A 21384-nucleotide genomic window follows, 5' to 3' on the forward strand; every position below is an offset into this window, starting at 1 on the left:
CAACACAGCTTCCGCTTTCCCTCGGGATGCTAAGATGTTGCGATTTGCCGCCGGTGAAAATCCACAGATACCGACATCACCGGCGGCATACCTACCCTACATCAGCGGCCTGCGGTCCAAGGGTTCGGGTTCCACCCCGGCCAGGGCCGCAAGTTTGGCGCGATCGGGAATAGACAGTTTCCCGTCAACCCAAGCGGCCAGCCCCATATCACGCAGACGCGCAATCGTCTTATTTGTGTGCACCAACGAAAGGCCCAACGCATCCGCCAGATCTTGTTGGCGAAAGGGCAGTGGCACATGATGGGCGTCGCCCAGCCCCACCGCACGCAATCGGCGATGAAGGCGCAAATAGGCCCACGCTATGCGCTGGCTGGCGTCGCGCTGCCCCAAGGTCGCAATGGTTTCGCCCAAGAAATGCTCCTCGACTGCGGCGATCCATGTCAAATCATAGGCACGGTCCGGATGGGCCTTAAACATATTCCAAATATCGGCGCGGTTAAAAACGCACAGCACCATGTTTGTCGTAGCCTCGACCGAGTGCTTCATCTCGCCCATGATCGCAGATTGCATTCCGGTCAGATCCCCAGGAAGCAAGAAATTGATAACCTGCCGTCCACCATCTTCCAGCGTTTTGTATCGCACCCCCATTCCTGACAGAACGGTAAACAGCTGGGGGCTGTTTGACCCTTCCAAAAGCAAGGTGGTACCGGGTTCAACGACCATTTCCCCGGTTTTAAAGCTGATCATAAAGGCCAGCTCTGCCTCGGTCATCGGGATAAAATAGTCGCATTTGCGCAATGGGCAGTTTTTGCAGGAAACGGGCATTGAATACCTTTTGCTATGTCACAGTTTAATGCGGTACTGGCCGACACCGGTCAAAACCCTACTTTTGGTTTGTGAGGCTTGGCATATGATTGATACCCCTTTGTGCAACCATCCTGCTCTATTTCTGATCGTGATAGAAGATCTGCTCATCCGCGAGGATTTGCGGCAAGCGATAGTCGAGTCGGTGCCTTTTGCCGAGGTCCGCATAGCCGATGATGCTGCAGCAGCCGATGCAATTGCCCAAAATGCTGGTTCGGGCCTAACCGCATTCGTGTCGGCGGACCCTGCGCTATTTGCGGCCTCGCCCTTGGCGCAAACTTTGCAATCTGTCGGGGCAAACGTTATCCTCACCGAGGCATGGGACGCGTCTGACCCAGTGCCGAGAGGGTGGGACTTTTTGCCCGCTCCATTCACGTCACAAGATATTCATGCAATCCTTAACCGCGCCCCGACAGATGTCGCTGAACGCCGCACCCAGCGGTTGCCCCAATAAGGTACGGCGTTCAAATTGTGATCAGGCGTGCAAGGTTTCCGTACTGGAAAAGAACATGGCCTGGCTGACCGCCGACCGCACCTGCTCTTCGGAATAGGGTTTAGTGATGAGGAAGGCCGGTTCTGGCCGTTCGCCCGTCAGCAGGCGTTCCGGAAAGGCGGTGATGAAAATCACGGGGATCGCATCAAACCGCGCCAGAATATCGTTCACCGCGTCAATGCCCGAAGATTTGTCGGCCAATTGAATATCGGCCAAAATCAGATCGGGTTTCTCACGACTTGCCAATGCGGCAGCCTCGGTACGGGTGGCGGCAATGCCCGTTACATCATGCCCCATTTCCTGCACGATGGCCGCAATATCCATCGCGATAATCGCTTCATCCTCGATAATCATCACACGGCCGGACATGGTTGACTTCATCTCATGCAGCGCCTTCTCGTGCAGCCCTGCAACTGACTCTATGTCAATGCCCATGATCCCGGCAATCTCGGCCTCGGTGAACCCTTCGATAGACCGTAACAACAGTACTTCACGCGACCCGGGGGTGAGTGTGATCATATGCGCCTGGGCTATGGCCGAAAAGCGACTGTCCGGATCACCCAATGGCGCACCGGCGCTGGACCAAACCACATGGAACGCATGGAAAAGGCCTGTTTTGACATTTTCACCCGCATTTAAAACGGCCGAATCCGCAAGCACCGCCTCTAGGGTGGCGGCAGCATAGCGATCCCCGGTTTCCTGGCTTCCGGTCAACGCGCGGGCATAGCGGCGCAGATAAGGAAGGTTTGCACCGATCTGGGCTGCAAGGTCATTGGAGGCGTCGGTCAATTTTTTTCTCCGTGTTGTCAGGTTTCTTGGGAACCAAACGTTGAATGGCGCGTTTGGTTCCCAGTAAGATGGCGGCAGGTAAAAAAAATATGTATGGTGAAATGGCAAACGATACCCCCAAGGACAAGATCAAGCAGCAAATTGAGGAAAACCTCAAGCGTGTCTACGATGACGCGTTGAATGAGCCGGTGCCGGATCGGTTTCTGAGCTTGCTAGAGCAATTGCGCAAACAAGATTCCAAAAACGGTGGGGGCACGACATCATGACGAAAGACGCCACGCCCTCATCCCATGACCCGCGCGACACGCTTCCCGACCATTTACCTGCCCTGCGGGCCTTTGCCATTTCGCTGACCCGCAATCCAAGTACGGCCGATGATCTGGTGCAAGATACCATCGTAAAGGCCTGGACCCGGTTTGACAGCTACACCCAGGGCACAAACCTTCAGGCCTGGCTGTTCACCATTTTGCGGAACACCTATTTTTCGTCGCTGCGCAAACACCGGCGTGAGGTGGCAGACCCCGATGGCATTCACGCCGGCGGGTTGTTTGTAAAACCCGACCATGATGGCAAGCTGGCTTTCAACGATTTTCAGCACGCCTTTGACCAGCTTTCGCCAGAACACCGCGAGGTGCTTATCCTTGTTGGCGCCTCGGGTTATTCGGTCGAAGAGGCTGCTGACATGATCGGCGTTGCCGCAGGCACTGTAAAAAGCCGCACCAGCCGCGCCCGTAAACGACTCGCCGAATTGATGGGCTTGGCCGAAGATGAAGATGCCCTGCCCGCAGGCGATACCGCAAGCCTGGCGATGATGGGCCAGTCGGGCGTGCAGGCTGCGTGATGTGGCGCACCCGTTTGGCAGAACTTGCTGACAGCCCCAATCGCTGGTGGGCGCGGGTAAATGCCCGTTTTGCGCTGGTATTGTCACTGGCACTGTTGCCGCTACTGGTCATCTCGCTGGTGCAAACCCGCAATCTGCAAGACGAAGCGCAAGGCCGGGCACAGCAGGCGATGTTGGGTGCAACTTTGCGCGCGACCACCGGCGAAATCGGTGTGATCCGCTTTGCCCAGGGCGCTGTTGCCGCCCTTGCCAATTCCGCGGCTATTGTCGGAACCCCCGCTTCCTGCAGATCTGCAATGCGTCTGACGGCAACGCAAGTTCCCGCTGCCTCTCTCGTGGCATTCGTCCCCACATCGGGTTTGATGACCTGTTCCTCCGATGGCAGCAGCTTTGACTACTCCGCACCCTCGACATCGGCGCAATTTCAAAAATTGATCTCCGCCAAGGACCCTATGTTCATTGTTGTCCGATGGGCTCCGGTATCCGGCTCTTCGGTGCTTTTGGTCACGCATCCGGTTTACAATCAGGACCGGAATTATATTGGCTATGTCTCGATTGCGTTGCCGCATAAAAAGCTCGATAGTGTGAACAAGGCGCTTGATACTTCGATCACGGGGCTTGAACTTCCCGCGCAGTTTTGGACCTTCAATGCCGCGGGCGAAGTACTAACCGCGAATATGGGCCTTGATGAGGTTGAGCAGTACCTACCAAGCAGACACCCGCTAACCTCTTTCGTCAAAAGCACTGCCACCGTTTTTAGTGACGCATCAAGCGCGGGCGAGGAACGAAGCTATGCAATGGTGCCCATCATTCAGGGTGAATTATATTTGATGAGCAGTTGGGACACGCGCGCTGGCCGTATGGCAGCACGCAACGACCTGTCGCCGTATCTGCTGCCCATCCTGATGTGGGCGCTTGGCATGATCGTGGCGGCTTGGGCTGCCGAATGGCTGGTGTCGCGCCATGTTCGGGTGCTGACGCGTGCAATTGGACTTTTTGCCAAGGGCGACCGCAGTCTGGATTTCGTGAATCTGTCCGAGGCCCCGTATGAATTGCGTAAGGCAGGAAGCGCTTTTGCCAGTATGGCAGACGGCGTTATGCGCGGCGAGGCCAGTCTGGAAGATACCATTCACCAAAAAGACGTGTTGCTGCGCGAGGTGCATCACCGCGTCAAAAACAACCTGCAACTGATAGCCTCGATCATGAACATCCAAATGCGCAAGGCTGTCGCCCCGGAATCCCGCGCCCTGCTCAAAAGTCTGCAAGAACGGATCATGAGCTTGGCCACCATCCATCGCGGCCTGTACCAGACCTCTGGCATGGTTGATGTGCGCGCCGATGAATTGCTGCGCGATATTGTGCGGCAGATTGTGAACATCGGCAGCAGTGCCGACCGCAAATTTGATGTAGGGGTCGCGGTTGATGAGCTGTATCTGACACCTGACCAAGCCGTACCCCTGTCGTTGTTGCTGACCGAAGCGATGGCCAATGCAATGAAATATGCAGGCAGCGGGCCCGATGGTAAGATTCACATCAAAGTCCGGTTGGCTCGAACAGACAGTGAAACCGGCGTGATTGAGGTGGAAAACAGCCTTGCCTCTGGTGTTGAGGCAAGGGCGCGCAGCGAAGCGGTCGATGGCACGGGCCTTGGCGATCAGTTGCTGACCGCCTTTTCACAGCAGTTGGGTGGCAAACTGGAACGCACCTTGTCAGAGGATTTTTATCGACTGTCCGTGCGTTTCAACATCCGCAACCTGACCACCGCCGAAGATCGCGACACATGACAGACATCGGCGCGCGGATTGCCCAAGTGCTGCCCGGCGCTGCGCAAAACTGCGACGTAACGGTCCATTTAGCCGCAGCCGAGGCCTATCCTGCGCTGGAAGAGGCGTTCCTGAACGCCGAGACAGAGATTTGGGCCAGTTTTCTGGTGTTTGACTTGCAAACGCGGCTGCGGTCCAAAGCGGCACAGACCATAGGGGAAACATGGTTCGACCTTTTGGTCCATGTGCTGCGGCGCGGCGTTTTGGTGAATTTTGTGATCAGCGATGTCGATCCCATTGGCCGCCCCGAAATGCACCGAGACGCCACCCGAAGCTTGCGCCGGTTTTGTGCCGCGGCCGAGATTGCAGGCCCAAAGGCGCGACTAAAGGTTGCAGCGGCGCGGCATCCGGCCTGTACCGGCGCTGGCGTTCGCCTGCTGATCTGGCCCTATATCCAGAAAAAACTGCGCGCGCAGGCAAAGCTGCTAAACAATATGCCGCCTGCGCACCGATCGGCCGCACTTCGTGATTTGCCTGGGCTTGTACCCTATTTGCGCGCCCGTCCAGATGGCAGTCTTGCACCCCGCCTCCGGGTTTTACCCTCTCTGTTTCCAGCCGTACATCATCAAAAAATGGCCGTGATCGACCGGCGTTTGCTGTATATCGGCGGGCTTGATCTGGATGAAAGCCGCTATGACACGCCAGAGCATCAAAGACCCGGATCGCAAACCTGGCATGATTTGCAATTGATGATGACCGGCCCGGCCGTGGCCGAGGCGCAAACCCATCTCGAAGAATTCCGCGCGGTTGCCAATGGCGACACGCCGCCCAGCCCGCATCGCCACATGTTGACCACGATTTCAAGCAAACGCGCATTTGATACCTTTTGCTTTGGGCCAAAGCGCTGCGTTTTCCAAATTCGCACCGCCCACACTGCATTGGCGCAACAAGCCACGCAGTTGATTTATCTGGAAACGCAGTATTTCCGGGACCGCCGCTTTGCCAAAGATCTGGCAGCGCGTGCCAAAGCCGAACCAAACCTGACGATGATCCTGATTTTGCCCGCTGCTCCGGATGACGTGGCCTTTGAAGGCAATCGCAGCCCGGATGCCCGCTTTGGTGAATTTACGCAGGCCCGTTCTTTGAAAATCATCCGCCGTGCCTTTGGCCCGCGGCTGTTTGTCGGCTCACCTGCCCAAAGCCGCCGGGCACCCGCACCGGACGAACGCAAACCAAACTCCGAACGTCGTGACCAGCTTATGAACGCGCCTTTGGTCTATGTTCATGCCAAGGTTTCTATCTTTGATGATGCCGCTGCAATCGTCTCCTCGGCCAATCTGAACGGGCGCAGTTTTTTCTGGGATACCGAGTCAGGCGTGTCTGTATCCGCCCCTTGTGACGTCGAGTCTCTACGTCGCCGCGTCATGGCCCATTGGTTGCCCAAATCCGCAGGCCCGGCCGCCTATGCCTTACCAACGGCCGCTGCCGCTTGGGAAAAAATTGCACGCCAAAACGCCCGCATGCCACCAGAAGCACGGAAAGGGTTTTTGCTGCCGCATGATTTTGCTGCCGCCGAGGCCTTTGGCCACGACCTTCCCTTTGTACCTGACGAGATGGTCTGACCCGCAAGGGAACCAATTGCCAGCACCGCGCGTTCAATCTGCATGACATGAATGGGTGATCGGCAATCACCAAAATCGCAAAGGAGTTCATTATGCTTGGCTGGGCCGTAACATTTCTTATCATCGCACTGATCGCTGCTGTGCTTGGGTTTGGGGGCATCGCAGGTGCGTCCGCAGGCATCGCACAGATCTTGTTCTTTATTTTTATCGTCCTGTTTGTTGTCGCCATGGTTGTGCGCGCACTTAAAGGCCGCCCTCCGGTCTGACACCACATCAGTCCAAACAAAGGCCACGCCCGGATTTGCTCCGGCGTGGCCTTTTCCATTTCAAAAACAGCCATTCCGATAAACTTTTTTTTGGCAAAATTTCGGAACCGAAATAGCCCTGACTGTGTTGTGTTACCGAGGGCGAAACGCCCCAACCATATGACTAAAAAGGAAAAAAACCATGCGTAAGTTTTTACTTTCAACCGCTGTCGTATCGCTATTGGCCACACCTGTCTTGGCCCAAGATACAATGTTTCGTTCCGAAGCGTCTGTTGGCGCAGTTCACGCATCCGACCTTATTGGGGCCCGCATCTACATCTCTGATCTAGAGATTAACGCCAACGGCTATAATGGCGTTCAGAAAGATTGGGAAGATATCGGCGAGATCAACGACGTTATCCTGTCGCGTGACGGCAAGGTCGAATCTGTGCTGGTCGATATTGGCGGATTTCTCGGCATAGGCGAACGTCAAGCCGCCATCGACATGGCCTCGCTGCGCTTTGTGTCGGATGATGCCACCGGGGATGATCCGGATGACTGGTTCGTGGTGATGAAGGGCAACCGTGCGCTTGTGGAAACCGCCCCGGAATGGCCGATGATGCCACGGATGACCAATGGCACCAAAGAGATGGTCACAGCGCCAGCCAATAGCATGACGTCACCGCGCGAAGGCTATGCCGCTGTCGAAGTGACAGATATCACCTCCGAGGCGCTGACAGGGGCAACTGTTTATGATGCCACCGATGCCGATATTGGCGAAATCTCGAACCTTGTCTTGACCACAGATGGCAAGATCGAAGGTGTTATTGTTGATGTCGGCGGTTTCCTTGGCATGGGCGAAAAGCCAGTCAAGGTAGATATGGCTGAACTTCAGGTGTTGCGCCGGAATGATGGTGGCGATCTAAGGGTCTTTGTGCCGATGACCAAAGAAAACCTGGAAGCCATGCCTACCTACAAAAACTGATCACCCGAAAATCTGTTTGGGTTATAGGCCCGCGCTACAAGCGCGGGCCTTTGCTATAGTCAGAAAGTAAGCAGACTTACCGGCAAAACTTGCCTCTGTCGCCGACAGGTGGTCCTGCTTTTCGGACAGGTTTGCGGCTTATGCTGGGTCATGGTCTGGTTTCCTGCCGCTTGGTTCACCTGTGTTGCCTCAAAATATGCGGCGGCTGGCGTCCTTGTATAACGCGCCGTATCCGGTCGCGTGGCATCAACAACGCGCCAAGGCTGGCAGCATCACCTCAGAAACTCACACACCATCACAGTGATCAACGGCACCAATCCTCACTTGATCCGCTGCCGCAGCAACCAGACAAAGAACAACCCGCCGATCAACCCAGTGACAATTCCGATCGGCATGTCATCCGGCGCCATAATCGTTCGTGCGATGATGTCTGCCCAAACAAGAAATACCGCCCCGCACAAAGCCGAGATCGGCAACAGGCGACGATAATCGCCGCCCACCATAAGCCGCACAATATGTGGAATCATCAGGCCAACAAAGCCGATTATACCCGAGAACGCGACCATAACCCCTGTGATCAACGCGCCGACAAAAAAGACGGTCAACCTGAAACGCGCAACCGGAATGCCCAATGTGGTTGCTGTCTCATCCCCGACAGTCATCGCATTCAGGGTGCCGGATTTCAGCCACAGATAGGCCCCGCACCCCGCCAAAACTGTCGCCGGATAGATAAGCTGATCCCACTGCGCCAACCCAAGCCCGCCCAGCATCCAGAACACCACAGTGTGCGTTGCGCGTGGATCACCAAGAAAGATCAGCACATTCGCCGCTGACATCACGATGAAAGACACAGCAACCCCTGCCAAGATCAACCTGTCGGCACTGGTGGCAGATGCAAATTGTGACACGGCAAGAACCAAAAGGCTGGCACCAAGCGCCCCTAAAAACGCCAGCAACGGTACGGTCAAAAGGCCAATAAACAGCCCCGTGTGCAACAAGGCCAATATGGCACCAAACGCACCGCCCGCCGAAATACCCAAAAGATGCGGGTCGGCCAAAGGATTTCGCGTCACAGCCTGAAGGCTCGCGCCAACCATAGCCAAGCCGGCACCAACAAAACTGGCAAGAATGGCCCGTGGAAACCGTATATTCCAAACGATAGATTCACGCCCGTCGGACCAATCCATCAAAACAGTATGCGGGGCAATCTTATTGATCAGAATGCCCCAAACAGTGCCCAAAGGTATCGCCACAGCGCCGACACTTACAGCAATCGACAGCGACCCCAAAAGAACCGCAATGCCTGCAAGACCAACGGCCCAGAGGATTGCAGGTTTACGGGTGGGCGCTGTTGTCGATTGCTGAGGTATCGTCATGGCGTGTCAGTTGGCCCGAAAGCCGGCCGCAAGCGTCTTGATCGCGTCAATGTTGCGCGGCCCGGGGGTCGCCTCGACGTAATCAAGCACCACGAACCGATCATTGCGCACGGCATCAACATTCGCAAACGCCGGGTTAGACATCATGAGGGCGCGCTTTTGCTCGGCAGTAACCTCGCCATAGTTCACAATAACGATGACCTCGGGATTGCGTTCGACCACCGCCTCCCATCCAACCGTCGCCCAGCTTTTTTCCAGATCATTCATGATGTTTGTGCCGCCGGCGGCCTCGATCAACGCGTTCGGCATCGCGTAGCGGCCCGCTGTGAACGGGGCATCTTCGCCGCTGTCATAGACAAACACACGTGGCGCTGCCGCCAAAGCGGGAAGGGTTGCGAGGAAACTCGAAAGCTCGGCTTCATAGCCTTTGATCAAACCTTCGGCCCGTTCCGACACGCCAAAGATCGCGCCCAGATTGCGCAGGTCGTTATACATGTCATCCATTGATGCCGCAGCTTTTTTGCTGATGTGAATACAGCTTTCTGTCAGTTCATAGACTTTGATGCCAAACGGTTCCAACGTCTCGGGTGTAACCTCGCCCCCGACTTTCATGCCATAATTCCAGCCTGCAAAGAAAAAGTCGGCACCGGCCCCGATCAACACCTCTTTGGATGGGTATTTCGACGACAGTTCCGGCAATGCCTCGATGCCTTTGGTCATTTTTTCGTCCAGCGTCTTCCAGCCGGAAACACCGGTATAGCCGACCATGCGATCTGTAAGACCCAGCACCAGCATCATTTCCGTCAGGTTCACGTCATTGGAAACCGCGGCCTTTGGCGGGGCGTCGAACGTAACCTCACGATTGCAACTTTTCACAGTAGTTTCGGCTGTCGCTGTGCTTGCCAGCAACATGGCAAATAGGGTTGCCAATGTCAGTTTCATTGAGGTCGTCCTTATCAAAGTGGAAGCGTGAAGGAAAAATGCGACGCCCCGCTCGGGGCAAGCTGTTCGCGCCGCGCCTGAACGCGAAACGTATCAGACACAAGCCTGTCGGTCAGAAGCGAATGCGGCGGCCCGAAGCCTTGGGGATACCCGTCTTTCAGGATCAGCACGTCATCGCAGATACCCGCCGCCATGTTCAGGTCGTGCAGCGACACAACAATCGTCAGACCCAAGTTTTGGATCAATGACATGACTTCAAGCTGGTGGCGCACATCAAGGTGGTTGGTTGGCTCATCAAGAATCAGAACCTGCGGTTCCTGCGCCAAGGCCCGCGCCACCATCACACGCTGGCGCTCTCCTCCTGACAGGGTGCCAAAGTCACGGTTCGCCAAAACATGCAGGCCAAGAAAGTCCAAAACCTGATCAACGACCCTCTCATCGCCTGCGCCCAAATTTGCAAAACCCGACCGATGGGGGGTTCGCCCCAAACGGACAGTTTCACGCACGGTCAGGCCGAATGCGAACGCCTGCTCTTGCAAGACAGCCGCGATTCGCCGCGCTGCATCACGGGCAGGCATTGCCCAGATGTCCTGCCCATCAACCCGCACATGCCCTGTCTTGGGCTTTTGAAACCGATAAAGCAGCCGCAGCAGCGTCGATTTCCCGGCACCATTGGGGCCAACCACGCCAAGCACACGACCCGCAGCAAGATTGAATGTCGTGGCATGCAGCACCGGCTTGGACGAGTTGGTCGGGTTCCAACTTACGCCCTTCACCTCTAGATCAGCCGCCCTCATGATGCGCGAACATCACAGGTTTCCATTGCGATAATCGCAGAAGGCACCCGAGCAAGAGTGGACGTACGCAGCTTTCCAGGCCGCTCGAATGACGACGACCAACCATCATGCAAATAGGCATATTGCTTTGCAAAGGTCACCAGATCGTCAATGTCTTCATTCGGATCTATATCGCCAAACAGATAAGTGGCTTTTTGACTGCCGTGATAGGCAACGGTGCATGGCCGGTCACAGCCCGCCATACAGGCCACGCCCGACACTTCGAAATCCTCGGAAAGGGCATCACCCGCCGCCGTGATCGCCGCCCTTAGCGCGTCAATCAACTCATACCCCGGACGACACTCGGTGCCTTTGTGTTTGCACGACGTGCAAATGGTAATTCTGTGGTTTTTCTGCATGGTCATTTCGCCCTCCGCGATAATGCGGGGCGCAGGGCAGATATGCTTTGAAGCACGGGAATTTCCGCGTCGCCATCATAACCTCCGAACCAGACCCCCCGTCTGGGTTGAGTTGCATTGACGACACCATTGTGCCGTTGATGGCAGGTCTCCTGACTTGCGGATCAGCGTTCCCCCGAACCTTCCCAAGCCATAGGCTCAGTGGTCTTCTCGGGGTCACTCACCGCTCACAGTTGCGGGGGCAGCTACGGATTTGGCGCCTGTTGGCTCCTCCTCACCGTATTCCCTTTTCATCCCGACCGCATGTTCGGCGGCCGGAAACCATCAAACGTATCACTGAAAGATTTGGGCCCATCCGTCAAGCCACCACGACCGATTTAACACATGGTCAAACGCGCCAGATTGCACCCCCCAACAGGTTTGACGCCACGCGACAGCATTTCCTGCCACCGTGGCGCGGTGTGCGCAAAAACCGCCAGCTACGCAAAAAACCTATGAATTTAAGGCTTTTTTAAAGCTGTTATCGCATAACAAGCTTGCGTTTTTGCCTAACACGGGGTCTGGCCGCATGGTTTCCCCATCACCCGACACCACGGGACATTCTTAACAAAGGGGAAACCGAACATGCTGCTTAAATCCAGATCCATCGCCGCCGCCACAGCAATCTCTATGACCTTGGTTGCCGCCGTGCCAGCCCACGCCTGGGGGCGGAGCGAGCAAAACGCCTTGAAAACGATTGTTGCCGCTTTGGCAGTCGGCGCGATCATCTATCAGGGGCAAAAAAGCAAAGCCGCCCCTGCACCGCAACCCGCCCCCAAACCGGTCTATCGCCAACCAGCCCCGCAACAGCCCGTATACCAACAGCCCGTATACCAGCCGCCTGTATACCGGCAGCCCACCTATAACGAACCGCGCTACCAACAGCCCACCTATCAACAGCCGCAGCATGAAACCGGCCGCGTAATTGGCCAAACCACGACCTATGGCTCGGGCGTCAATGCCACCACGGCGGCGCAGGTGTTCAATTCCTACTCGCCCTATCAGCGCATCGCGATCCAGCGCAAACTGACCGAGTTCGGCTATTACTCCGGTGCGCTCGATGGCACCTTTGGTCCGCGCACACATCAGGCGGTTTATGAATTTGCCCGCGTCGCCGGTAAACAAGACGCGCTGGGCGATGCGCGGGGGGCTTCGCAGGTTTATAACGCCTTGCTAGGCTAGGGCATCGTTCGGGCATAAAAAAATGGGGGCGGCCGACTTGCGGCCACCCCCACTTTGGTCACGTGATTGGCAGATTATGCCAATACGAGGTTCACAGCCGACTCGCGGCCATCACGGCCTGCTTCGATGTCGAACGTCACTGCTTGACCGTCGTCAAGCTGACGGATACCAGCGCGTTCCAACGCCGAGATGTGTACAAACACATCACGCGCGCCGCCTGCTGGTGCGATAAACCCAAAACCTTTGGTTGCGTTAAACCATTTCACGGTGCCAGTGGCCATCGTGTATACTCCTAAAGTTTCACCACCCACGTTTTGCGGCGGTCCGGCTCTGTCAGATCAAGATCGAAAGACTGAAGCCGTAAGGGAAACAGAAGTCGAAAAAGAAAGCGTCGCAGAGACCACATAGCCAGAACCTGCCTAAATAGCAAGGGTGGGGCCTTGCAACCATTCTGCTTGCAGCAGGATACAGCGCGATCTAGCCTGCCCTGAACCATTCCCGAAAGGCGGCTCCTATGTTTACACGCATCTTGCAGCTCTTTTCCCCCGGTCATCATTACCGCACCCCCCTGCCCGAGGCCGATGCAAAACACGCCCTCGGGGCGCTTTTGGTGCGGGTGGCGCAGGCCGATCACGCCTATCTTTTCCAAGAGGTCGAACAAATCGACCGCATCCTAGCCAAACGTTTTGGCCTGAACCTGCTTGACGCTGCCAAACTGCGGGCCAGTTGCGAAAGGCTGCTTGAAACCATACCCGAGACCGACAAACTGCTGGCCGTTTTGCATGATGCCATTGACCTGCCCGAGCGCGAGGCCACCCTGCTTGCAATTTGGCAGGTGATATATTCTGACGGCATGATCCATGCGGCCGAAGATGAAATCGTCTCCTTGGTTCAGCAAACCCTTGGCGTTTCCCCCGAGGTCTGCGCCCGCCTGCGCAGCGAGGCTTTGGCCGCCCTCAAAGACGCCTGACATGGGGGCGCAGGGTACAAGGCGTTCCCAACAGGTTAAGAACGGGTTAATTTTTCGGCGCAAGTTGTTTTAAATCAACGACTTGAATAAACGTCCGCGCGCGTACCGCACCGGCCGCCCGCAGCCCGAACCCCACCCCCCCCCTAATCCTGCACCGCAAGGCACCGTTTCTGGCGGCGGAACAGGAGGTATTTAGACCAAGATGAAGCCCACCAGAATCGCCTGATCGGCAGGCTTTGCCAAAGTTAAAATGCAGGCACAGTATCAAGTTCGAACTGCAGCATCATCGGTGCCGGACCTGAGGCATCTTCTTCCACAAGCGGCGCGGCGGCGCGGGTGGTTTGGCCAAAGCCTGCCTCAAACAAGGCCGCTGTCAGGCCCTGCCGGGCGGGCTGGCTGGCATCACGTGTGGTTTCCACCGCGTCTTGCGCCAGAAAGCCGAGGTTTTCGACAGCCGTTTGTGGCTGCGCCGGCGTCATCACCATAACGATCCGATCACGGCCATAGGCAGCGTCAGTGATCCGCAGCAGGCCTTGTTTCAGGCGATCACCGGGCTGCATCCGGCCTGCGAACATATGGGTGATCGAATAGTCTGAGCCGACATAAAGCACGTTCAGGTCAACCGGAAAATCATTGTCGTTCACCGCCTCGACATGCACCTCATCATCGGGGATCAGGCGTGGCACGCCAGAGCTGGGCAAAGGGTGCAGGGTTTTGTCTTGCTTGGTGCGGGTCATCAGACCCACCTCGACCTTAAGGTCACCCGCATCAACGGCCGCCCCCAACTTCATCAGGTTGATCGCTTTGGCCATTTGCACCAGCGTATCGGCCAGCACCGTACCCAGAGTTGCCGCGTCTTTGTCACCGGTTGACACCGATGGCGTGGTGTCAAGATTGCCCGAGAGGCCGGTTGCAGGCAGTACCCATAGCGCATCGGGGCGCGGGCTATCGGGCAACACAGCAAGGCGCAGATCGGCCTCCTCCCCCGCTGGAACAAAGATCAGGCGCGGGCCGCTTTCAACTTTCAACTGGTCCATAGCCGCGGCAAGTGCAGTGGCCGGCGCAGACCCGGATTCGGGCAACGCAACGGTCAAGGTGAAATCAATATCTGACGATATTTTGCGCAGGGTAAGGCCCGCAGGCAAGGTTTGGGGCAACATTTTTCCGCTATATTCGACAGGGGTAGCAGTGGCGGTAAAGGTATCGACAGAGGTGACCTTAACATAGCCAAGGGCTGCTTCGATTTTATCAGCCGCGCTGACCAATACCGCCAGAATCGCCCCGTCACGCAGACCGTGCAAAGTACCTGCGGTCAGCGTCAAACCAGCGTCGGTTTTTGTTGCAGGCCATTGAGCCACGCGCGGACCCGCCTCGCCGGAAAAGACGATATGATCTAGATCGCCTTCAAACATCGGGGTCGATTGCGCCAGGTTTTCGACCGAATATTTGCGCAGCACTTCTTGCCCGATCTGGGCATAGCTGGCCTGCGGAAATTCGGCCAAGGTTTCCATCAGGGCATAGGTAAACACACCTTGGGCCACACGGTCCGGCTTGCCTTTGGGCAGGCGTTTCTCGGGGGTGACCTCATCGGTTTGGGCGGCGAAGAACGCCACCAGAGAGCCGCCCTTGCCGCTACTTGTCACAGGTGCCTGCGCTTGGTCGCGCGGGTTGGCGGGGGGCATGGCGCGGGTTTGGGCGGCGTCCATTTCGGCGGCTGGCACGCCCAGCGCCTCGGGGGCCAGTTGGCGCGTACGGACCTCTTCATCGCCCGAAGGCGCGGAACGGGTGGCGGTACCGGAATGGCAGGCATCAAACACCACCCAAACATCGGCGCCCTTTGCGCGCAGCCCATCCAGCATTTGGCCGATTTCATCATCGACCAAAGCATTTTCAACCGTGCCAGTGGTATCAGACCACGGGCCAATATCGACGGGCAAGAACATCTCATCCAGACCGTCCAGTTCATCCTCGGGGTTCAGGGCGGGGGCTTGGGTGCCGTGGCCGGAAAAATGCAAGTAGACAAAGTCGCCGGGCTGCACTTTGGCAGTAAGGTCGGCAAAAGCGGTGCGAATTGCGCCAAGCGTCGGGCGGGTTGCGCCCTCAACCCCATCCGACAAAATGGCCACATTCTGCGCCTCAAACGGCACGGGCGCTGCTGTTTTCAGGTAGGTTGCAACCAGTTTGACGTCATTCGACGGGCCTTTCAGCCAATATTGCGGGGCAAGACTGGCATAATCATTCGCCCCGATCAGCAAGGCATAGTTTTCGCGCGCAAAGGCTGTGGTTGAAAGGCCCATCAAGGATGCCGCAGCGACACCAATCAAATATGACTTTTTCAAAATCTTCCCCCCCCCTTAATTCGTCATCAAGGCATAGCTAGTTGCTGCGCTGCCCTTATTTTCGACCAATAGCACATAGCCGCCGCTTTCGGCCGGCCGCCACCCGCAATAGGCTATGTGCGACACGTCACTGTCCGCACAGACGAGGCGGCCTTGCGAGTCTTTGATGGTCAGGTTCAGATCAACTGCCGATTTTGCCTCGACATAAACCTCGGCATATTCGCCACCTTTGAAATCAATCCGCGGATAGGTATCGGTGCGTCCACTGGCCAGTTTGCCGATGTTGTAGACGGGACCGGTGACGACGCCTTTGGTCGCGTCAACACGGGCATCCTCGATCAGGCCCAGCAACGCGTCATCACCTGCGGCAAAGGTTTCAGCGACGGCCAACATATCGGCCCAGCCCAGCAGCCCGTCTTCGGCGCTCTCGCCATTCAGGGCGCTGCGATCTGTTTGGACCGGGTTGGTTTGTTTACGCAGCTTGGCGGCTGCAAGAACCAAAATCGGGTCTTTGGCAGCCTCGCCCGCCGCGAAAAGCCGTGATGACAGCTCTATAGTCTTAATCGGGCTGATCGGATCTGCTTGAAGGGGGAATGCCAGAAGAGATGCTGCCGAAATGACACAAAAAATACTGCGCTTCATAAAATAATTCCTTCCCAAAGGACCATCACTTGGCAAAGGATAGAAAGCTGATGCCTTGACGTAAACCGTTGTTTTTTGTGTGACGGCCTTTGTCATGTGTACCTGATGGGCACTGCTGTTAGCCTGCTGGAAAGGATAGAGGAAAAGGCAAAACATATGTTTGGAAAGCAAAGTCATTTTAAGCGACGTGCAGATTTCATACGCCAGATTGCCCAGCTTCTTGGTGCTTTGGTGCTGTTGACGGCTATGGCCGCGACAAGCCCTGACAAGGCCGCCGCATCGCCGGTTTCCGCAGCTGGCAGCGTGGTGGTTTTGCGCAGCCTTGACACCAAAGACCGGTTTTTAGGATCGGGCTTTGTCTGGCAAACCGATGCTTTGGTGGTGACCAATGCGCATGTTGTTGGCAGCGCCGACAGCGTTCGCATTATCGATGCGGCGGGGGGCGAGCATGCAGGCGAGGTGATTGGCCGTGACCCTGTGCGCGATGTGGCGGTGATTTCGGTGACAGGGCTGGCGGCGCCTGCCTTGCCGCTTGGCCCCGCGCCTGCCGCAGGTGATGATGTGTGGGCCGTGGGCGCGCCGCTGGAACTGGGTCTGACCCTGACGCGCGGCATTATCTCGGCGCAGGCACGGCAGGTTGAGGCCGCTGTGCCGATCCGCTTTTTGCAGCATGACGCCGCGGTTAACCCCGGCTCGTCTGGCGGGCCCTTGCTGGATGCTCAGGGGCGGTTGATCGGGATGAACAGCCGCATCGCTGATGGCTCGCGCTTTTATGTCGGCATTTCCTATGCCATCGCAGCGCAGGATTTGGCGCGAATAGTCAGCGGCCTGATTGATGAAACGCTGATCCCTTTTCCCAAGCTGGGCCTGCAACTGCGCCCCGTCAACCGCGAGATTGCGGCGGCCTTGGGGATTGAGCCCACAGGCCTGTTGGTTGACCGGGTGCAGGTGGGTGAACAGGCCGAAGATGCAGGGCTGCAAGCAGGCGATATCTTGGTAGCAGCACAAGGGGCGCAACTGGCCAGAATGGGCGATCTTGCCTTTGCGATTGAGGCTGCGTTGCCAAGCCAAAGCATGGCTTTGACGGTGTTGCGCCACGGGAAAGAGATTGTGCTGAACCTGTCATTCCAACCTGTTGCGGCCAGTGCCCTTGCCCTGCGCGGAATAGAGGGCGCGGGTGGCCTGAACCGCATTTCTTCCTACCGGTTCGAAGGGCTTGGCCTGTTATTGGATGATAATGCGCTGGTTACGTCTGTGACCGAAAACAGCCCGGCGCTGTTTGCAGGCATCATTCGCGGCGATAGGCTGTTGGCAGTTAACGGCCATGCCCTGTCAGGTGCCGATTTGCGCAAACTGGAAATCACCGCGTCCACGCTTATTCTATTGCAACGCGCAGGCGGTGCTACGCTGCACGTTATTTTGAACCCCTGGGATAGCGGCGAAGGCATCCGCCCCGTGGGTGGCGCAAATGTACTTGACCCGAGTATCGTCGTTTTTTGATCTTATATTTAGAATGAGCCCGATTATGGACCCGAAATCCCGAATTTTGATTGTCGAAGATGATGACCAGACCGCCGCAGATGTTGCCGCTATTGTCGAAGGGCTAGGTTGCGCGCCAGTTATTCGCAGCACGCTGGCCGATGGAATAGCAGAGGCCGCTGGCCAATATTCAGTAATTGTGTTTGACCGGATGCTGCCCGGCGGGGACAGTATTGATGCGATTGCCAAGCTGCGGGCCCAGGGTTCTACAGCATTGATTTTGGTGCTGTCGGCACTTGGTCGGGCGGCGAACAGGGTTGAGGGGTTGGAAAAAGGCGCCGATGATTATCTGGCCAAACCGTTTGAGGCGGATGAGCTGCGCGCGCGGCTGCGGGCCCTGTTGCGCCGCGCCACAATGCAAGTGCTGGACAATGATCTGATGGCCTTTGGCGATTTGGAAATCCGGCTCAAGGCGCGGACGGTGCATATTGCACGTGCACATGTTTCAGTCAGCCCGCGCGAATTTGACCTGATTACTTATATGGCCCGCAATGCGGGTCAGGTGGTCACACGGATGCAGTTGTTGGAACAGGTGTGGAAGCTGCATTTCGACCCCGGCACAAATGTCGTTGACGTGCATGTCGGCCGCTTGCGCCGCAAGCTTGAAGAGGTCGCCGGTCGCCCTGTTATTCAAACCGCGCGCGGCGAAGGTTATGTGTTTGCGCCGCTGCCCGCCGCAGGGACAAAGGCGTAATGCGCCGCCCCTTGGCACGGACAACATTCCGGCTGGCCGCTGTGGTTGCATTGACCGTAACGGCCCTGTCTTTGGTTGGCATGGGCTTGCAGTACCGGCTGGTTGAAAACCGCCTGCGTGTGGCACAAACTGCCCTGCTGGCTGCCGATCTGGACGGGCTGGGTGCGTTGTATGACCAGCGCCGGATTATCGCTTTGCGCCAAGCCATAGACTATCGCGCCGCTGCGGCTACTGGTGGTGAGATGCTGCTGCTGCAAGATCGCAACGGCACGGTACTGGCGGGCACCCGCGCCGATTGGCCTGCTGGCTTGCCGGTGCTGGGCGAAGGTTTTACCGCTGATTCAGCACAGATTTTCACAGATGAGGGCCAGCGTTGGCTGGGTGTGGGGCGGGTTTTACCGGGGGGCTTTCCACTGCTTGCCGCGCGCTCGCTTGCGCCGATGGAGCAAACCTTGGCCGCATTGCGCCGCACTATTCTGGGGCTGGTTTTGGGCATGTTGGCAGTGGGTGGTGTGGTCGGCTGGATCGCCGCGCGTGGCATAATGGGCCGCATCACCCGCATCAACGCGCTGGCCGATAAGGTGGCTGCCGGGGCGTTGGATGCCCGCCTGACCGGCCCTCGTGCGGCCGATGAATTCGGCCTGCTGGAAACCCATGTCCATGCCATGCTTGACCGCATCGAGGCCCTGAACCGCGCGACGCATCGCCTGTCCGACACCATCGCGCATGAACTGCGCACCCCCCTAAACCGCATGGCACAAAAGCTGTCTCGCCTGCAGGGGCAAGAAGATTTGGTCGATGACCTGCGCGACGAGATGCGCAAGGCGACCAAGGTCTTTGATGCGCTTTTGGATATTTCGCGGGCCGAGGCCGATCAAGGCTCGGGCGGGGGCTTGGTTCCGCTTGACCTGTCGCTGCTGTGTTCCGAGATGGCCGAGCTTTATGAAGCCTTGACCGAAGACAAGGGCCTGACCCTGACCCAAAGCATCGCACCTGCGCAAAACATTTTGGGCGACCGCACGCTGATCGGGCAAATGTTGGCGAACCTGCTGGAAAACGCAGTTAAATACTGTGCGCCCGGCGACAGCATATATTTTACGTTAACCGCCACCGATGCTGGCCCTTGCCTGACAATCCGCGACACTGGCCCCGGCCTGCCGGATGAAATAAAATCTGAAATATTTGAGAGGTTTACCCGCGCCGAGCGTGACAAATCGCTACCCGGCCACGGGCTGGGGCTTGCGCTTGTACGGGCGATTGCGACACGCCACGGCGCCCGCCTATCCACGCCACCCGTGGAAAAAGGGTTTGTACTGCAAATCGACTGGCCTAAGCTGGCGCTGTAACCAGCCAAAGGGCCGTCCGATTCTGAAACCGCTGTATATTGCCTTAGCCACCCTGCTTGCTGGTTGCGCCGCGTTTAACACGCCGCTGAATACCGCATTGCTGACGGGTCAGAACCAGCCGCTGGTCGAGGTGACAGATGCGACGATTGGCGATGGCGAGGTTTATGTCGGGCTTGCATTTTCGGGCGGTGGCATGCGGGCCTCGGCCTTTGCCTATGGCATGACCGAAGCCCTGCGCGAAACCGGCATTTCGGCTGAGACGCCAAATGGCTTGCTTGATCATGTCCGTTTGGTTTCGGGGGTGTCAGGCGGGTCGGTCACGGCAGCGCAGCTTGGGCTTTGGGGGCCAAGCGGGTTGCAAGGCTATCGCGAGCGGTATTTGTTGACCAATGCCGAGACATACATGGCCAATTCGCTGCTGAACCCGCTGACCGTAATTCGCGGGCTTTCAGGCGGGGCGAACGGGCGCACGACCTTTGGTCGCTATATCGACGAGGTGCTGTTCAAAGGCGCCACCTTTGGCGATTTGCGCAAGCGGTCACGCATCAAAACCTGGATCAACGCGACCGATATTGCCAATTCGACGCCGTTTGTGTTTACGCCGGAAACCTTTGACGCGCTGTGTTCTGACCTGTCGCGCTTTCCGATTTCTGAGGCGGTTGCAGCCTCGGCCGCCTTTCCGCTGGTGTTTTCGCCGGTCGTGTTGGAGGTGCACCAAAGCAAATGCAAGTATCAAGAGCCTGACTGGCTGACCGCCGCCCGTTTCAACCCCGAGGCTACGGCAGTGATGCGCGCCCATGCCCGTGCGCTGGAAAGCTATGCCGACCCCGAAAAGGTGAAGTTTGTTAAATTGTTGGATGGCGGTGTGACCGACAACTATGGCACCACCGCGCTGGCTGTGGAACGCGCCCGCGCCGCTGTGCCCTATGCGCCGATGAGCGCCGAAGAGGCCGTGCGCCTGAAACGGTTGTTGGTCTTGGTGGCCGATGCCGGTGTGCAGGCCGATTACAGTTGGACGCAATCGGTAAAGGGGCCAAGCGGATTGGGCCTTGGGGCCGCCATTGCCAGCGCCTCGATTTCTTCGGCCACACGGTCGGGCTATGACGCGATGCGTGGCGAGATACGGCGCTGGCAAGAGGATCTGATCGAATGGCGCTGCGCCCTGCCCGCGGCCGAGGTGCGGCGGTTGCGTGGAAAATCAGGTGCTTGGGACTGTGCTGATGTAAAGCTGTTTGTCGGCATGGCAAATTTTGATGGTGTCGATGCGCCCATGCGAAAGGCGCTGAACAAAGTGCCGACGCGCCTGCGCCTAAGCGCGGATGAGGTGGATCTGGTTATCGAGGCCGGTCGTATCGCCACGAAAAATGCGCCCGAGTTTAACGGCTTTGTCCAATCCCTTGACGGCAATGATGTGGATGCCCGCATCAAGGCCGGCATCGCAATCGGGGGGCGTCGGGTGGTGCCGGTTGGCCAATAGGTTGATGACAAGTGCCGTCACCCGGCACATGCGGGCTTGCG

Annotated in this window: 22 protein-coding genes and 1 riboswitch; of the genes, 13 read left to right on the plus strand and 9 right to left on the minus strand. The window is 57.3% G+C overall.

Features of this window, described 5'->3' with window-relative positions:
• Positions 1–96 precede the first annotated feature (96 nt).
• Positions 97–825 carry a Crp/Fnr family transcriptional regulator gene (locus AKU79_RS14655; RefSeq protein WP_050524334.1) on the minus strand — a complete coding sequence of 243 codons (729 nt, stop codon included), beginning with the start codon at positions 823–825 and terminating at the stop codon, positions 97–99.
• An 85-nt stretch (positions 826–910) separates the two neighbouring features.
• On the opposite strand from AKU79_RS14655, the gene AKU79_RS14660 reads away from it, so the two are divergent.
• Positions 911–1318: a hypothetical protein gene (locus AKU79_RS14660; RefSeq protein ID WP_050524335.1), complete on the plus strand. Its 408-nt coding sequence runs from the start codon at positions 911–913 to the stop codon at positions 1316–1318.
• A gap of 21 nt (positions 1319–1339) precedes the next feature.
• On the opposite strand, the gene AKU79_RS14665 is transcribed toward AKU79_RS14660, so the two are convergent.
• Positions 1340–2146, minus strand: a complete 807-nt coding sequence (locus AKU79_RS14665) for a response regulator (RefSeq protein WP_050524336.1) — start codon at positions 2144–2146, stop codon at positions 1340–1342.
• Positions 2147–2190: 44 nt separating this feature from the next.
• On the opposite strand from AKU79_RS14665, the gene AKU79_RS14670 reads away from it, so the two are divergent.
• The 6 genes from AKU79_RS14670 (at position 2191) to AKU79_RS14690 (ending at position 7602) form a co-directional block, all read left to right on the plus strand.
• Positions 2191–2412: a NepR family anti-sigma factor gene (locus AKU79_RS14670; RefSeq protein ID WP_050524337.1), complete on the plus strand. Its 222-nt coding sequence runs from the start codon at positions 2191–2193 to the stop codon at positions 2410–2412.
• Positions 2409–2987 carry an RNA polymerase sigma factor gene (locus tag AKU79_RS14675; protein WP_050524338.1) on the plus strand — a complete coding sequence of 193 codons (579 nt, stop codon included), beginning with the start codon at positions 2409–2411 and terminating at the stop codon, positions 2985–2987. The genes AKU79_RS14670 and AKU79_RS14675 overlap by 4 nt, the downstream gene beginning before the upstream one ends.
• Positions 2987–4771 (plus strand): histidine kinase dimerization/phosphoacceptor domain -containing protein, encoded by a 1785-nt coding sequence (locus tag AKU79_RS14680; protein ID WP_050524339.1) that lies wholly within the window; start codon positions 2987–2989, stop codon positions 4769–4771. The genes AKU79_RS14675 and AKU79_RS14680 overlap by 1 nt, the downstream gene beginning before the upstream one ends.
• On the plus strand, positions 4768–6372 hold the full coding sequence (locus AKU79_RS14685; protein WP_050524340.1) for a phospholipase D family protein: 1605 nt from the start codon (positions 4768–4770) through the stop codon (positions 6370–6372). Before AKU79_RS14680 ends, AKU79_RS14685 begins: the two co-directional genes overlap by 4 nt.
• A gap of 92 nt (positions 6373–6464) precedes the next feature.
• The gene (locus AKU79_RS19030; protein ID WP_082224057.1) at positions 6465–6638 is read left to right on the plus strand and encodes a DUF1328 domain-containing protein; all 174 of its coding nucleotides are present in this window, start codon (positions 6465–6467) and stop codon (positions 6636–6638) included.
• 181 nt (positions 6639–6819) lie between these two features.
• Positions 6820–7602: a PRC-barrel domain-containing protein gene (locus tag AKU79_RS14690; protein ID WP_050524341.1), complete on the plus strand. Its 783-nt coding sequence runs from the start codon at positions 6820–6822 to the stop codon at positions 7600–7602.
• Between the two features lie 320 nt (positions 7603–7922).
• On the opposite strand, the gene AKU79_RS14695 is transcribed toward AKU79_RS14690, so the two are convergent.
• From AKU79_RS14695 to AKU79_RS14710, 4 genes are read right to left on the minus strand one after another with little or no spacing between them, the layout of a single operon-like run.
• Positions 7923–8978, minus strand: coding sequence for a FecCD family ABC transporter permease (locus AKU79_RS14695; protein WP_050524342.1), 1056 nt, complete (start codon positions 8976–8978; stop codon positions 7923–7925).
• Between the two features lie 6 nt (positions 8979–8984).
• On the minus strand, positions 8985–9920 hold the full coding sequence (locus AKU79_RS14700; protein WP_050524343.1) for an ABC transporter substrate-binding protein: 936 nt from the start codon (positions 9918–9920) through the stop codon (positions 8985–8987).
• Between the two features lie 14 nt (positions 9921–9934).
• Positions 9935–10717: an ABC transporter ATP-binding protein gene (locus AKU79_RS14705; protein ID WP_050524344.1), complete on the minus strand. Its 783-nt coding sequence runs from the start codon at positions 10715–10717 to the stop codon at positions 9935–9937.
• Positions 10714–11121 carry a DUF1636 family protein gene (locus tag AKU79_RS14710; protein ID WP_050524345.1) on the minus strand — a complete coding sequence of 136 codons (408 nt, stop codon included), beginning with the start codon at positions 11119–11121 and terminating at the stop codon, positions 10714–10716. The genes AKU79_RS14705 and AKU79_RS14710 overlap by 4 nt, the downstream gene beginning before the upstream one ends.
• 119 nt (positions 11122–11240) lie before the next feature.
• A riboswitch (cobalamin riboswitch) is annotated at positions 11241–11456 on the minus strand.
• Positions 11457–11739: 283 nt separating this feature from the next.
• On the opposite strand from AKU79_RS14710, the gene AKU79_RS14715 reads away from it, so the two are divergent.
• A complete protein-coding gene (locus tag AKU79_RS14715) occupies positions 11740–12336 on the plus strand; it encodes a peptidoglycan-binding domain-containing protein (RefSeq protein ID WP_050524346.1) in 597 nt (198 codons plus the stop codon).
• 74 nt (positions 12337–12410) lie between these two features.
• Here the strand turns inward: AKU79_RS14715 and AKU79_RS14720 are convergent, their stop codons facing one another.
• Positions 12411–12617 carry a cold-shock protein gene (locus AKU79_RS14720; RefSeq protein ID WP_050524347.1) on the minus strand — a complete coding sequence of 69 codons (207 nt, stop codon included), beginning with the start codon at positions 12615–12617 and terminating at the stop codon, positions 12411–12413.
• Positions 12618–12850: 233 nt separating this feature from the next.
• Here AKU79_RS14720 and AKU79_RS14725 point away from each other — a divergent pair, with 233 nt between their 5' ends.
• Complete coding sequence (locus tag AKU79_RS14725; RefSeq protein ID WP_050524348.1) at positions 12851–13306, plus strand: tellurite resistance TerB family protein; 456 nt, start codon at positions 12851–12853, stop codon at positions 13304–13306.
• Positions 13307–13551: 245 nt separating this feature from the next.
• On the opposite strand, the gene AKU79_RS14730 is transcribed toward AKU79_RS14725, so the two are convergent.
• The gene (locus AKU79_RS14730; RefSeq protein WP_156209782.1) at positions 13552–15645 is read right to left on the minus strand and encodes a caspase family protein; all 2094 of its coding nucleotides are present in this window, start codon (positions 15643–15645) and stop codon (positions 13552–13554) included.
• Positions 15646–15660: 15 nt separating this feature from the next.
• Positions 15661–16287: a hypothetical protein gene (locus AKU79_RS14735; protein WP_156209785.1), complete on the minus strand. Its 627-nt coding sequence runs from the start codon at positions 16285–16287 to the stop codon at positions 15661–15663.
• Between the two features lie 246 nt (positions 16288–16533).
• Between AKU79_RS14735 and AKU79_RS14740 the strand changes: the two genes are divergently transcribed.
• Genes AKU79_RS14740 through AKU79_RS14755 form a run of 4 tightly spaced genes read left to right on the plus strand, consistent with a single transcriptional unit; the run spans position 16534 to position 21343 of the window.
• Positions 16534–17787, plus strand: a complete 1254-nt coding sequence (locus AKU79_RS14740) for a trypsin-like peptidase domain-containing protein (protein ID WP_197087351.1) — start codon at positions 16534–16536, stop codon at positions 17785–17787.
• A gap of 25 nt (positions 17788–17812) precedes the next feature.
• A complete protein-coding gene (locus AKU79_RS14745; RefSeq protein ID WP_050524352.1) occupies positions 17813–18520 on the plus strand; it encodes a response regulator transcription factor in 708 nt (235 codons plus the stop codon).
• Entirely contained in the window at positions 18520–19866 is a 1347-nt protein-coding gene (locus AKU79_RS14750; RefSeq protein ID WP_050524353.1) for a sensor histidine kinase, read from the plus strand. The genes AKU79_RS14745 and AKU79_RS14750 overlap by 1 nt, the downstream gene beginning before the upstream one ends.
• The gene (locus tag AKU79_RS14755; RefSeq protein WP_197087352.1) at positions 19778–21343 is read left to right on the plus strand and encodes a patatin-like phospholipase family protein; all 1566 of its coding nucleotides are present in this window, start codon (positions 19778–19780) and stop codon (positions 21341–21343) included. Before AKU79_RS14750 ends, AKU79_RS14755 begins: the two co-directional genes overlap by 89 nt.
• Positions 21344–21384: the final 41 nt, after the last annotated feature.

Origin of the sequence: Pseudorhodobacter wandonensis, from assembly GCF_001202035.1 — a bacterium.
GTDB classification, from domain to species: Bacteria; Pseudomonadota; Alphaproteobacteria; order Rhodobacterales; family Rhodobacteraceae; genus Pseudorhodobacter; species Pseudorhodobacter wandonensis.